At 72.9% G+C, this 12,694-nt stretch carries 10 protein-coding genes and 1 pseudogene; 9 read left to right on the top strand and 2 right to left on the bottom strand.

Going from position 1 to position 12,694, the window contains the following annotated elements; all coding sequences use genetic code 11:
• Genes ACIA8X_RS08855 through ACIA8X_RS08845 form a run of 3 tightly spaced genes read left to right on the top strand, consistent with a single transcriptional unit; the run spans window position 1 to window position 4,544 of the window.
• Complete coding sequence (locus ACIA8X_RS08855; RefSeq protein ID WP_399458081.1) at window positions 1-1,515, top strand: ABC transporter substrate-binding protein; 1,515 nt, start codon at window positions 1-3, stop codon at window positions 1,513-1,515.
• Between the two features lie 3 nt (window positions 1,516-1,518).
• Window positions 1,519-3,315, top strand: a complete 1,797-nt coding sequence (locus tag ACIA8X_RS08850) for an ABC transporter permease subunit (protein ID WP_399458080.1) — start codon at window positions 1,519-1,521, stop codon at window positions 3,313-3,315.
• Complete coding sequence (locus ACIA8X_RS08845; protein ID WP_399458079.1) at window positions 3,312-4,544, top strand: MDR family MFS transporter; 1,233 nt, start codon at window positions 3,312-3,314, stop codon at window positions 4,542-4,544. Before ACIA8X_RS08850 ends, ACIA8X_RS08845 begins: the two co-directional genes overlap by 4 nt.
• A gap of 760 nt (window positions 4,545-5,304) precedes the next feature.
• Here the strand turns inward: ACIA8X_RS08845 and ACIA8X_RS08840 are convergent.
• Window positions 5,305-6,066 (bottom strand): CDP-alcohol phosphatidyltransferase family protein, encoded by a 762-nt coding sequence (locus ACIA8X_RS08840; RefSeq protein WP_399458078.1) that lies wholly within the window; start codon window positions 6,064-6,066, stop codon window positions 5,305-5,307.
• Window positions 6,067-6,174: 108 nt separating this feature from the next.
• On the opposite strand from ACIA8X_RS08840, the gene ACIA8X_RS08835 reads away from it, so the two are divergent.
• The 5 genes and pseudogenes from ACIA8X_RS08835 to ACIA8X_RS08815 all read left to right on the top strand — a co-directional run.
• A complete protein-coding gene (locus ACIA8X_RS08835; protein WP_399458077.1) occupies window positions 6,175-7,158 on the top strand; it encodes a zinc-binding alcohol dehydrogenase in 984 nt (327 codons plus the stop codon).
• A 151-nt stretch (window positions 7,159-7,309) separates the two neighbouring features.
• Window positions 7,310-7,708: a 6-carboxytetrahydropterin synthase gene (locus ACIA8X_RS08830; RefSeq protein ID WP_093747920.1), complete on the top strand. Its 399-nt coding sequence runs from the start codon at window positions 7,310-7,312 to the stop codon at window positions 7,706-7,708.
• A gap of 11 nt (window positions 7,709-7,719) precedes the next feature.
• On the top strand, window positions 7,720-8,904 hold the full coding sequence (locus ACIA8X_RS08825; RefSeq protein WP_393445479.1) for a glycosyltransferase family 4 protein: 1,185 nt from the start codon (window positions 7,720-7,722) through the stop codon (window positions 8,902-8,904).
• Complete coding sequence (locus tag ACIA8X_RS08820; RefSeq protein WP_393444763.1) at window positions 8,901-9,965, top strand: class I SAM-dependent methyltransferase; 1,065 nt, start codon at window positions 8,901-8,903, stop codon at window positions 9,963-9,965. Before ACIA8X_RS08825 ends, ACIA8X_RS08820 begins: the two co-directional genes overlap by 4 nt.
• A pseudogene (locus ACIA8X_RS08815) lies at window positions 9,962-11,026 on the top strand (lysylphosphatidylglycerol synthase transmembrane domain-containing protein); the annotation flags it as partial. The gene ACIA8X_RS08820 and the pseudogene ACIA8X_RS08815, both read left to right, overlap by 4 nt.
• A 146-nt stretch (window positions 11,027-11,172) precedes the next feature.
• Here ACIA8X_RS08815 and ACIA8X_RS08810 read toward each other — a convergent pair.
• Window positions 11,173-11,961, bottom strand: a complete 789-nt coding sequence (locus ACIA8X_RS08810) for a creatininase family protein (RefSeq protein WP_393444760.1) — start codon at window positions 11,959-11,961, stop codon at window positions 11,173-11,175.
• A gap of 41 nt (window positions 11,962-12,002) precedes the next feature.
• On the opposite strand from ACIA8X_RS08810, the gene ribA reads away from it, so the two are divergent.
• Window positions 12,003-12,671, top strand: a complete 669-nt coding sequence (gene ribA / locus ACIA8X_RS08805; RefSeq protein ID WP_093905925.1) for a GTP cyclohydrolase II — start codon at window positions 12,003-12,005, stop codon at window positions 12,669-12,671.
• Window positions 12,672-12,694: the final 23 nt, after the last annotated feature.

Genomic DNA, 12,694 nt, shown 5'->3' with positions numbered 1-12,694 from the left:
GTGCGACGCCGACTCCGCCCGATCCTCGCCCTCGTACTGGCCCCCGTGCTGGCCGGATGTTTCGCCTCCGGCGGCGGCTCCGACGCGGCGGGCGACGCCCAGGACGGCTCCCGCCTCCGCGTCGCCCTCGCCTTCCCGCCCGCCGAGAAGCTCTCGCCGTACGGCGCCGACGCCACCACCCTCAGCCGCCTCGGCGTCACCGAGGGCCTGACCGCGCTGGACGCCAACGGCGCCGCCGCCCCGGCCCTCGCCGCCTCCTGGCGCCAGGAGAACGACCGCACCTGGGTGTTCACCCTGCGCGAGGCCACCTTCCAGGACGGCTCCAAGGTCACCCCGGCCGCGGTCGTCGCCGCCCTCACCCACGCCACGCAGGCCAGGCCCGCCCCGGCCGCCCTCTCCGGCGTCACCCTCACCGCCAAGACCGACGGCGACACCGGCGTACGGATCACCACCGGGGACCCCGACCCGATCCTGCCGCTGCGCCTGTCCAGCCCCTCCCTCGCCATCCTCGCCGCCAAGGCGTACGGCAAGGAGGACACCAAAGGGGACGCCAAGGGGGACGTCGACCCCGTCGGCACCGCCACCGGGCCCTTCGAACTCACCAAGGTGATGGGCACCACCGCGGCCACCCTCGACCGCTACGACGACTACTGGGGCGGCCGTGCCCAGGCCACCGGCATCGACGTGAAGTTCGTCGCCGACGGCACCGCCCGCGCCAGCGCCCTGCGCACCGACCAGGTGGACCTCGCCGAGGCGATCCCCGTCGCCCAGGCCGCCACCCTCGACAAGGCCACCCGCGAGGCGACCGCCACCACCCGCACCACGAGCCTCCTCCTCAATACCGAGAAGGGCGCCTTCAAGGACGCCGCGCTCCGGGCCGCCGCCCGCCAGGCCGTCGACACCTCCGCGCTCGCCAAGGGCGTCTACGAGGGGTACGCCGACCCCGGCGCCGGCATCTACGGGCCCGCCGTCACCTGGGCCTCCGGCAAGCGGACCGAGCCGGCCGGGCGCGCGAAGGCGGGCAAGCCGGACGGGACGCGGATCACCCTCGCCACGTACGACAACCGGCCCGAGCTGCCGGAAGTCGCCCAGGTGCTGAAGCAGCAGCTGGAGAAGGCCGGGTTCGAGGTCACGCTGGAGGTGCGGGAGTACTCGCGGCTGGAGAGCGACGCGCTGGCCGGGAAGTTCGACGCCTTCGTCGGCGCACGCAACAGCCTCGTCGACACCGGCGACCCCGTCGGCGTCCTCGCCAGCGACTTCACCTGCGACGGCAGCTACAACCTGGCGCTACTGTGCGACAAGGATGTCGACCGCGCCGTGGCCGAGGCCGCGGACATCGCCGACACCGACAAGCGGCAGGACGCGGCCATGGCGGCCGAGGCGAAGATCCTCGGCACGGACGCCGTCGTACCGCTGGTCCATCAGCGCATCATCACCGGCGTCGCGACCTCCGTCACCGGCGCGCTCCTCGACCCCTACGAGCGCACCCTCGTCGGCATCGGCACCCGGCGCTGATCCATGCGGAGCCAGGCAGTCACGCTCCTGTGGCGTGCGGGGATCGCGGCCGCCCTGGTGTGTGCCATCGGCGTACTGCCCTGGCTGACGCACACCGACCCGGCGCTCACCGTGCTCAAGGCCCGGTCGGCGGACCGCGACCCCACGCCCGAGGTGCTGGCGGACATCCGCGCCCAGCTCGGCCTGGACGCCGGCCCGTTGCATCTCCTCGGCGACTGGCTGGGCGGGCTGTGGCGCGGGGATGCCGGCCGGTCGTGGATCTCCGGCAGCGAGGTCACGCCCGCCGTGCTCCAGGCACTGGGCGTCTCCTTGCTGCTGATGGCGGTGGCCCTCGCGGTCGCCACCATCACCGCCGCGCTGATCTGCGCCCGCACCCTGTGGCTCGGTGCCCGGCGGCGGCTCGGCGGACGGCGGGCGGGAGGCAGCGGCTCCGCCGTCCTCGCCGCGCTCCCTGAGTTCCTCACCGCGTCCGTCCTCGCCACCGTCGTCGGCGTACAGCTCGGCTGGCTGCCCGCCCTCGGCTGGTACGGCCCCCAGTGGACGATCCTGCCCGCCCTCGCCCTGGGCCTCCCCGCCGGAGCCGTCCTCGGCCGGCTCCTCGACGACCTCCTCCCCGGCGCCTTCGCCGAGCCCTGGGCCCTGGCCGCCACCGCACGCGGACTGCCCGGCCGCACGGTCGCCCGCCAGGCCCTGCGCCGCTGCCTGCCCGGACTGCTCCCCAACACCGGCCTGTTCGTCGTAGGCCTGACCGGCGGATCGGTCACCGTCGAGCAGATCTTCGACATCCCCGGCCTCGGCCGCACCACCCTCCAGGCCGCCCTCGCCCAGGACCTGCCCGTCCTCCAGGCCGGCACGCTCGCCCTCGTCCTGCTCGCCGCGGCCGCCGCCGGACTGGCCCACCCCCTCGCCCGCCTCCTGATCGGCCCCGCCCTGCGCGACGACGCACTGCCGTCCCTGCACCGCCCGGCGCCGCCCGCCCGCAGGTTCTTGCCCCTCGCCTACGGCTGCCTGCTCGCCGCCGTCATCGCCCTCGGCCTACCCCGCGACCCGCTGGCCCTCGACACCACCGAGCGACTCACGGCCCCCTCCTGGACGCACCCGTTCGGCACCGACGCCCTCGGCCGGGACGTCCTCGCCCGCGTCGGTCACGGCGCCCTCGACACCCTGCTGCTCGCCTTCGCGATCACCGCCGCCGCCCTGCTCACCGGACTGGCGCTCGGCCTGCTGCCCCGGCTGTCCGGTCCCCTCGTCGACACCGTCACCGCGCTGCCGCCGGTCCTCGTGGCCCTCCTCGTCACCGCGGTCGTCGGCAGCGGAACCGCCACGCCCGCGCTCGCCGTGGCCGCCGTCGCCTGGGCGCCGCTCGCCGCGCACACCTCAGCCCTGCTCCGGCAGGAACGCGCCGCCCTCCACCTCACCGCCACCCGCGCGCTGGGCGCCGGCCCCTGGTACCTCCTGCGCCACGAACTCCTCCCCGCCGTCCTCCCACCCGTCACCCGCCACGCCCTGCTCCGCCTGCCCGGCATCGCCCTCGCACTCGCCTCGCTGGCCTTCCTCGGCCTGGGCGCCCAGCCGCCCTCCCCGGAGTGGGGCCTGCTCCTCGCCGAGAACCAGCCCTACGCCGAGCGCGCCCCCTGGGTGGTCCTGGCACCCGCCGCCGTACTCGCCCTGCTGGGCGCGCTGGCGGTGACGGCGGCCGGCGGGATGGGAGGCGGACGGCGCCGTATCCGCAAAGCGGAACCCCTCGCGCCCCGCCCCGAACAGCCGTCGGACACAAGGAAGTTGGTGGCCACCCGATGACGCGGCCGACACTCACCCTCCGCTTCCGCGAGGCGGCGCCGGACCGGCCCCGCCTCTCCCCCCTCCTCCGCCTCCTCATCCTCACCCAACTCGCCTTCAACATCGGCTTCTTCGCCGTCCTGCCGTTCCTCGCCGAACACCTGGGACAGGCCGTCGGCATGGCGGGGTGGCTGGTCGGGTTCGTGCTGGGCTTGCGGACCTTCAGCCAGCAGGGTTTGTTCGTCGTCGGTGGCGCGCTGTCCGACCGGTACGGGATCCGCCCGGTCGTCCTCACGGGATGCGTGCTGCGGATCGCCGGATTCGCCTGGCTCGGGTACGCGCGGGAGACATGGGCCGTCATCGGCGCGGTGCTGCTCATCGGATTCGCCGCCGCGCTGTTCTCGCCCGCCGTGGAGTCCGAAGTCGCCCGGCAGGCCGTGATGTGGGAGGAGTCGGGCGGCGGCTCGCGCACCCGCGTCCTCGCGCTGCTGACCGTGGCCGGACAGGCGGGGGCGTTCGTCGGGCCGCTGCTGGGCGCGCTGCTGCTGTCGCTGGACTTCCGTACGGTCTGCCTCGCCGGCGCCGGAATCTTCGTCCTCGTCCTGGCCGGGCACGCGTGGCTACTGCCGCAGCACATACCCGGGCGCGGGGGAGTCCGGTTCCGCGGCGGCATGGGAAAGCTCCTCCGTAACCGTCGCTTCCTCGCGCTGTGCTGTGCGTACGGTGCCTACCTGCTCGCCTACAACCAGCTCTACCTCGCCCTCCCCGACGAGGTCGAGCGCGCAACGGGTTCCCAGACGGCGTTGGCCTGGCTGTTCGCGCTGTCCTCGCTGCTGGTGGTGGTCGCTCAGCTGCCCGTCACCCACTGGGTGGGGGAGCGGCTCACGCTGCGCCGGTCCATGGTGGCCGGACTGCTGCTGATCTCGGCGGGATTCGCGGTCGTTGCCGTGGCACGGCCCGCCGACTGGACGGGAACGGCAGGACTGTTGCCCGCGGCCGGCTTCGTAGTCCTGCTCACCCTCGGCCAGATGCTCGTCGCACCGGTCGCCCGCGCCTGGGTCCCCGACCTCGCCGAGGAGGGTCGACTCGGCCTCTACACCGGCGCGTTGTCCTCGGTCTCCGGCCTCATCGTCCTGCTCGGCAGCTCGGCCACGGGAACCCTCCTGGACACCGGCCTGCCCGCCGCCGTGCCGTGGCTGGTGCTGGCGGCGGTACCGCTCGCGGCGATCGGGGTGCTGCCGCGCAGATAGAGCCGGTGCCCCCTGAGCGGCTCCGCGACCGCGACCCGTTTCTGCGGCCAGCTGTCTGCTTCCCCCCCCCCGACTTGTGTCGTGCCCGGCATCGAGGGTGAGGCGGGGTTGGGTGGCTCACCCGCGCTGGTGGGGTGCCGCCTTTTGGGGACGGGCGCCGCCCCAGCGGCACGACTGCCCGCAGCTACGCAGGCTGCAGCGACCTGGCGGCGATGGCGCGTACCCCTTCGGCGTGGCAGTCGCATACGGCGGTGAGGCGGTCCGGCGTGGGGCGGTGGCGCGCACCCTCGCGGCGCGGTCGCGCATAGCGATGAGGCGATCCGGCGTGTGGCGGTGGCGCGTACCCCTTCGGCGTGGCAGTCGCATACGGCGGTGAGGCGATCCGGCGTGAGGCGGTGGCGCGTACCCCTTCGGCGTGGCAGTCGCATACGGCGGTGAGGCGATCCGGCGTGAGGCGGTGGCGCGTACCCCTTCGGCGTGGCAGTCGCATACGGCGACTTGGCGATCCGGCGATGGCGCGTACCCCCGCGGCGCCGCAGTCGCCCACGGCGGCAAGGGGACGCGTCGGGGGGTGTCCGCCCGCAGTGGCCGGCGTCAACACGCAGCACCCTCTTGGCCTAAGTCCAGCCGCCGGTCCGAGGACGGACACCCCCCGACGCGGCCCCGACCCACAACGCACCCGCAGGCGCTACGCGTACCCCCACCCAACCCGCGCAGGCCGCCGCAGGCACCCCCCGCCCAACCGCCGGAGGCCCACCGCTCAGGACGCCACCAGTTCCCGCACCTCCGCCACGGACACCCCCTCCATCCTCGACGTCCGGTACAGCCACAGGATGTCCCGGCCGAACGACCAGACCAGCGCCGCCAGAGCCAGCGCGGTGACCGCGAACGTCGCCGCGTGCGGGAGGTAGCCGGACGCGGCCAGCAGCAGGAACACGCCCTGCATCGCGGCGACCGTCTTGCGGGCCGTGCTCGGCGGGAGCGGGGCGTTCAGCCAGGGCCAGACGCGGGCGGCGGTGACGAAGGCGTAGCGCATGGTGCCGATGAGGAGGACCCAGGGGCCCAGCGACATCGAGAGGTACACGCTCAGCACGAGGATCAGGAACGCGTCGACCTCCATGTCGAAGCGTGCGCCCAGAGCGGTGGAGGTGCCCGTGCGGCGGGCCACCTTGCCGTCCACGCCGTCGAGGATCAGGGCGACAGCCGTCAGGCCGACGAAGAGCGTGACGGGCAGTGAGCTCTGGAAGAAGGAGTCCGCCACCAGCGCCGTGACGCCGCCCACCAGCGTCGCCCGCCCCAGGGTGACCCGGTTGGCCGGGCCGAAGGAGCGGAGCCGGGATCGGTGCAGGGCCAGCGACAGCAGCGCCCACGTGGCGATGGCGAAGACGAGGCCGGTCAGCCAGCCCGCCGGCCCCATGCCGATCGCCGATCCGAGCAGGGCCAGCAACAGGATCTGCACGCCCGCTCCCACAGCGGTCTCCTGTTGGACCAGCCTCGCGTCGTAAGTGTTGTTCAGGGCCACCGCACATTCCTCCGGCCAGGTGACAGAGTCGATCAAGGCCGCGTACTGTGCGCGACCTGTGCACTCCTCGGTACGTGCACAGCTTCACGATCGTTCAGGAGGATTCTGATGAACCGCACCGCACGTGCGTTCTGGGTCAGCTCTCCGGGTGAAGGAAACATCCGGGAGATCGCCCTTCCGGAAGCGGCCGAGGGCGATGTGCTGGTGCGGTCGCTGTACTCCGGGGTCAGCCGGGGCACGGAGACACTCGTGTTCCGCGGCGGCGTCCCGCAGAGCCAGCACGCGGCCATGCGGGCACCGTTCCAGGAGGGCGAGTTCCCCGCACCGGTGAAGTACGGCTACCTCAACGTCGGACTGGTGGAGGAGGGGCCGACTGAACTCGTCGGCCGTACGGTCTTCTGCCTGTACCCGCATCAGACACGGTACGTCGTCCCCGCGAGCGCCGTGACCGTCGTACCGGACACCGTCCCCGCCGCACGCGCCATCCTCGCCGGCACCGTCGAGACCGCCGTCAACGCGCTCTGGGACGCGGCTCCCCTGGTCGGCGACCGTATCGCCGTGGTCGGCGGCGGCATGGTCGGCTGCTCGGTGGCCGCCCTGCTGGCCCGCTTCCCGGGCGTACGGCTCCAGTTGGTCGACGCCGATCCGAGCCGGGCCGAGGTCGCCAAGGCCCTCGGCGTCGGATTCGCCTCGCCCGAAGAGGCGCTCGGCGCGTGCGACCTGGTCGTCCACGCGAGCGCCACCGAGCAGGGCCTCACCCGGTCCCTGGACCTGCTCACCGCCGAGGGCACCGTCCTCGAACTCAGCTGGTACGGCGACCGGCAGATCAGTCTGCCGCTCGGCGAGGCCTTCCACTCCCGGCGGCTCGTCCTGCGCAGCAGCCAGGTCGGCACCGTCTCCCCGGCCCGCCGCGCGAGCCGCACCTACGCCGACCGCCTGGCCCTCGCCCTCGAACTGCTCGCCGATCCGGCCCTCGACGCGCTGATCACAGGGGAGAGCGCTTTCGCGGAGCTGGCCGAGGTGATGCCGAAGCTCGCCTCCGGGGAGATCCCGGCGCTCTGTCACCGCGTCAGGTACGCGGACACGCCCTGACGGACTCGTTCATTCCCGGACGACAAGAGCGCCTGACCTGAGAAAAGAGTGAGAGACGGCTGAACACGGGGAAGCCAAGAGCCGTACTACACGACATCCCCGGCATCGATCAGCGGGGATGAGGAGCGCACCGCACCTGGAGGGTCGTCCGTTGTTCAGCATCACCGTCCGCGATCACATCATGATCGCCCACAGCTTCCGCGGCGACGTCTTCGGACCCGCTCAGCGCCTGCATGGAGCGACGTTCCTGGTGGACGCCACGTTCCGGCGTGAACAGCTGGACGACGACAACATCGTCGTCGACATCGGGCTGGCCACCCGGGAACTGGGCGCCGTCGTAGGCGAGCTGAACTACAGAAACCTCGACAACGAGCCCGACTTCGCCGGGATCAACACCTCCACCGAGTTCCTGGCCAAGGTCATCGCCGACCGGCTGGCGGAGCGGATCGAGAAGGGCGCGCTGGGCGAGGGCGCCAAGGGTCTCGCGGGCCTCACCGTCACGCTGCACGAGTCGCATGTCGCATGGGCGAGTTACGAGCGTGCGCTGTGACCGACACCATGATGGAAAGGCCGGAGAAGGCGGGGGCGGCCACGCTCGGCTATGTGCCCGTGCAGCACTCCGCCCTGAAGAACGCCGAGATCATCCCCATGTCCCTGAGCTCCGTGCACTTCGTCATGCCGGGCGGCGTCGACGACCAGGCCGCGCCGAGCGGCGGCAACGCCTATGACCGGCGCGTGAGTCTGGACCTGCCCGGCTTCGGCTGGCAGGTGCACAAGCACGCGGTCGACGGCAGCTGGCCCCGTCCCGGGGCGGCGGCCCGTGCGGAACTCGCCCGCACGCTGCGGGAATTCCCGGACGGGACGGTCGTCCTGCTGGACGGACTGGTCGCCTGCGGTGTGCCGGAGATCATCGTCCCCGAGGCCGAACGGCTGCGTCTCGCCGTCCTCGTCCACCTCCCGCTCGGCGACGAGACAGGGCTTGAGCCCGCCGTCGCCGCGGAACTGGACGCCCGGGAACGCACGGTGCTGCGCGCCGTCCCCGCGGTCATCGCCACCAGCGACTGGGCGGTCCGCCGCCTGGTCTCCCACCACGGCCTCGCCCCCGACCGGGTCCACGCCGCCGCCCCCGGCGCCGACATCGCGCCCCTCGCGTCCGGCACCGACGGAGTGTCGCGGCTGCTGTGCGTGGCCGCCGTGACGCCGCGCAAGGGACAGCACCGGCTGGTGGAGGCACTGGCGGCGGTGACCGACCTGCCGTGGAGCTGCGTGTGCGTGGGCGGGCTGAACCAGGACCCCGGGTATGTGTCCGAACTGCGGTCGCTGATCGCGAAGCACGGCCTTGAGGACCGGCTGATCCTGGCGGGCCCGCAGGCCGGCGCCGAACTCGACGCCAGCTACAACGCCGCCGATCTCATGGTGCTCACCTCCTACGCCGAGACGTACGGCATGGCGGTAACGGAAGCCCTCGCGCGCGGTATCCCCGTGCTGGCGTCGGACGTCGGCGGCCTCCCGGAGGCGGTCGGCGTGGCCCCCGACGGCGGCGTCCCCGGCATCCTCGTCCCGCCGGAGAACCCCGGCGCGATCGCCGCCGAACTGCGCGGCTGGTTCGGCGAGGCAGACGTACGACGCCGACTGAAGGCGGCGGCCCGGGGACGCCGGGCCGCCCTGAACGGCTGGGCCGGCACGGCCCGCAGCCTGGCCGCGGTACTGGGCCGGCTGCCGAACGAACCCCGGAGGGCCGCATGAGGAAGACAGCGACGACACAGAGCGGGGGGACGATTCCGGCCCAGCCGGGACCGAAGGACGCAACCGACGCCACCCACGCGCCGCAGAGCGGGATCGTTTCAGCAGGGAGCGACATGAGTGGTGTGTCCGTACCGGCCGAGTCCGACGCCGACGCCGTGATCCTCGGTGCCGGTCCCGGCTTCCGACCCGGTGAGCGGGCCACCGTACGCCTCAGGGACGCCGGGCCGGACGACCCGCCCCGCTACGCCCCCGAGTGGCTGGAGCTGCGTGAGGGCGCCGACGCCGCCGCGCGGTCGCACGAGTTGCTCGACCCCTTGCGGATCCGGCTCGCCAACCTGCCGGGACGGTCCGGCCTGGTCATCCACGACGTGGGCTGCGGCACCGGCTCCATGGGCCGCTGGCTCGCGCCCCACCTGGACAGCGCCCAGCACTGGGTCCTGCACGACCGCGACCCGTACCTCCTGCACTTCGCCGCCGTGGCCTCCCCGCGCTCCTCCGCCGACGGCAGCCGTGTCACCGTCGAGACGCGCCGCGGCGACATCGGCCGCCTCACCCCGGACGCCCTCCTCGGCGCCTCGCTGGTGACCGCCTCCGCGCTGCTCGACGTCCTCACCCGCGAGGAGGTCGACACGCTCGCCGCCGCCTGTGCCGGCGCGGGCTGCCCGGCGCTGCTGACGCTCTCCGTCGCCGGCCGCGTCGAGTTCACCCCGTCCGACCCGCTGGACGGGGAGATCGCCGAGGCGTTCAACGCCCACCAGCGGCGCTCGGGTCTGCTGGGCCCGGACGCGATCACGGCGGCGGCCGAGGCCTTCTCCGAGCACGGCGCGACCGTCCAGGTGCACCCGAGCCCCTGGCGGCTCGGCCCCGGCGAGTCGGCGCTCACCGCCCAGTGGCTGCGCGGCTGGGTCGGCGCCGCGGTCGAGGAACGACCTGAACTCCGCGAGCGCGCGGACCGTTACCTGAGCGAGCGCCTCGCCGCCTGCCAGGCCGGCGAGCTACAGGTCGTCGTTCACCACAGCGACCTGCTGGCACTGTGCCGACCGACGGACGGAGCGTCATGAGCGTGGAGACGGTGGCCAGGGTCATCAAGGGTTCGGCTGTGGGTGGGGCCGTGATCATGGCCCCCGCCGCCACCGCCCTCCCCGCCGCCCCGCCGGCACCCAAGCCCGAAGCCGTCTCCTCCTCCCGCATCGGCGTCATCGTCACCGAGCCCCGCCCGGCGGCGGCCACCCCCGGCGCACCGCGCCCCCGCACGCCCCTGCGCACTTCCCTCCGCGCTGTCCTGTCCCGCCTCAACACCCCCACCGTCCGCACCCACCTGGGCACGGCCGTCGGCATCGCGATCCTCGCGGTGCTGTTCTGGCGGCTCGGAACCGGTGTCTTCCTCGACGGGCTGCGGCGGATCGACGGGGCGGCGCTGGCCGGGGCGCTCGGGATCGGGCTCGTCACCACCGTGTTCAGCGCATGGCGTTGGCAGTTGGTGGCGCGCGGGCTGCGGATCCGGCTGCCTCTCGGGTCGGCCGTCGCCGACTACTACCGCGCCCTGTTCCTCAACGCGGCCCTTCCCGGCGGAGTCCTCGGCGACGTGCACCGGGCGGTGCGACACGGGCAGAGCGCCGGTGACCTGGGCCGCGGTGTCCGCGCGGTGGTGCTGGAGCGGACGGCCGGTCAGGTCATGCTCGCGGCCGTCGGCGCCGTCGTCCTGCTGACCATGCCGTCACCGGTGCTGAACGAGGCCCGCGACCTCACGCCCGTCCTGCTGTTCGCCGCGGCGGGCGCGTTCGCCGTCGTGGCCGCCGTGCGCATGAACCGCGCGCCGTCCCGCCGTGACCGGTCGAACCCGACGGCGCTGCGCACCACGCTCGACGAGGTGCGGGAAGCCCTGCTGTCCCGCCGCAACGGGCCCGGTGTCGCCGTCTCCTCGGTCATCGTCCTGGCAGGCCACCTCGCGACGTTCGTGCTCGCCGCCCGGGTCGCCGGCACCACCGCCTCCGTGGCAGTCCTGCTGCCGCTCGCCGTGCTCGCCCTGCTCGCCATGGGCCTGCCCCTGAACGTCGGCGGCTTCGGCCCCCGGGAGGGCGTCACCGCCTGGGCGTTCGGCGCGGCCGGGCTGGGCGCCGGCAGCGGACTGGCCGTCTCCGTCGTGTACGGCGTGCTCAGCTTCGTGGCCGCCCTGCCCGGCGTCCTCGTCCTCGTCGCCCGCTGGTACACCGGCCTGCGCGCCGGCTCCGGGACCGCTGTCACCGAGGCGGACCCGGAAACCGAGCGCTACGCCCTTGCGTCTCCCGTGTCCCGTACGCAATCGTCCGCGGAGGTCAGCAGTGACACATACGCGCCGAAGGAATCCGCGAGGCTCGCCAGCAGGCGCTTCCCCTTTTCCGCAGAACCCAGTGAAGGGCGGCCTATGACCCCCGAATCGGTATAGCCGGACATACCGAGGGTCAAGAGATGACGGCGGTCGTCCGCCACGAAATCGGAAGTCTCATATCCGGGTCGGATCAATTCGGGATGAGTGTGCAGAAGGATGGAGGTCTCAATTTCCCCCGCGTGCATGTCGGTGAGGAGCGAGGTCTCCACTCCCGCCCGCTCCCGCGCCGCCTCCCAGTCCTCCGGGGCCGGGAACAGTGCCATTCGCTCGCCCCGCGCGGAGGACTCCTGAACGACATTGCCCAGTACGTAGTTTCCGCCGTGCCCGTTGACCAGCACCAGGGCGTCGACGCCCGATCGGCGGAGTGAAGCCGCTATGTCCCGTATCACCGCATGAAGGGTCACGGAGGAGATGCTGACGGTCCCCGGCCAGGCCGCGTGCTCGTGCGAGCAGGAGATCGTGACGGGCGGAAGGAGGTGCACCGGGTGTGTGGCGGCGATCTCGCGCGCGATGGCGCAGGCCACGAGCGTGTCGGTCGCCAGCGGTAGGAACGGGCCGTGTTGCTCGAAGCTCCCGACGGGAAGGACCGCGACCTGTCGTGAGACGCCCGCTCCTCGCGTCCGTACGTCCTCGGTGGTGTCCGCCGGCACCAGCGAGTGCGCCGCCGGCTGCGTCTGCGAATCACTCATCTTTTTCCGGCCTTTCGTCTCTGCTTAGGATCTGAAGAATCATGACAGAAAAAATTGGTGTCCTCGGCAAGAAGTCCGCACCGCGGACGCAGCGTTCCGGCGTGGAACGCGTGGTGAATGCCCCCTTGCCCACCGTGTACGGGGAATTCCGCGCGATCGGCTACCTCGACCACGACCGCGGTGACGAGCAAGTCGCCCTCGTCTACGGAGAGATCGGCACTGAGGACGTGCTCACCCGGCTGCACTCCGAGTGCCTGACCGGTGACGCGTTCGGCTCCCAGCACTGCGAGTGCGGCGACCAGCTGGCCTCGGCACTGCGCGCGGTCGTCGCCGAAGGCAGCGGCATCGTCGTCTATCTGCGGGGCCACGAGGGCCGTGGCATCGGTCTGCTCGCCAAGCTGCGCGCGATGGCCCTCCAGGCGGAGGGGCTGGACACCGTCGAGGCCAACCTCGCCCTCGGCCTGCCGGTGGACGCCCGCGACTACGGCGTCGCCGCCGAGATCCTGCACGACCTCGGCGTCGACTCCGTCCGGCTGATGTCCAACAACCCGCGCAAGCGGGAGGCGTTGGTGCGGCACGGGATCCAGGTGGCCGAGCAGGTTCCGCTGCTGATCCCGCCGTGCGAGAACAACATCACCTATCTGCGCACCAAGCGGGAGCGGCTCGATCACCACCTGCCGCATCTGGATGCGGTGGCGCATCTGTCCTGACCCGCCAGCCGCGTATGACCGAG

Source organism: Streptomyces sp. NPDC051738 (assembly GCF_044453205.1).
In the GTDB taxonomy this organism is placed as follows: Bacteria; Actinomycetota; Actinomycetes; order Streptomycetales; family Streptomycetaceae; genus Streptomyces.
This window is presented reverse-complemented; position numbering and strand designations above follow the sequence as displayed.

Bases quoted from the DNA above. Each gene is read 5' to 3' on its own strand.
- ACIA8X_RS08850 (WP_399458080.1), top strand. From the start codon at position 1,519: ATGCGGAGCCAGGCAGTCACGCTCCTGTGGCGTGCGGGGATCGCGGCC.
- ACIA8X_RS08845 (WP_399458079.1), top strand. From the start codon at position 3,312: ATGACGCGGCCGACACTCACCCTCCGCTTCCGCGAGGCGGCGCCGGAC.
- ACIA8X_RS08835 (WP_399458077.1), top strand. From the start codon at position 6,175: ATGAACCGCACCGCACGTGCGTTCTGGGTCAGCTCTCCGGGTGAAGGA.
- ACIA8X_RS08825 (WP_393445479.1), top strand. From the start codon at position 7,720: ATGGAAAGGCCGGAGAAGGCGGGGGCGGCCACGCTCGGCTATGTGCCC.
- ACIA8X_RS08820 (WP_393444763.1), top strand. From the start codon at position 8,901: ATGAGGAAGACAGCGACGACACAGAGCGGGGGGACGATTCCGGCCCAG.
- ACIA8X_RS08810 (WP_393444760.1), bottom strand. From the start codon at position 11,961: ATGAGTGATTCGCAGACGCAGCCGGCGGCGCACTCGCTGGTGCCGGCG.
- ribA (WP_093905925.1), top strand. From the start codon at position 12,003: ATGACAGAAAAAATTGGTGTCCTCGGCAAGAAGTCCGCACCGCGGACG.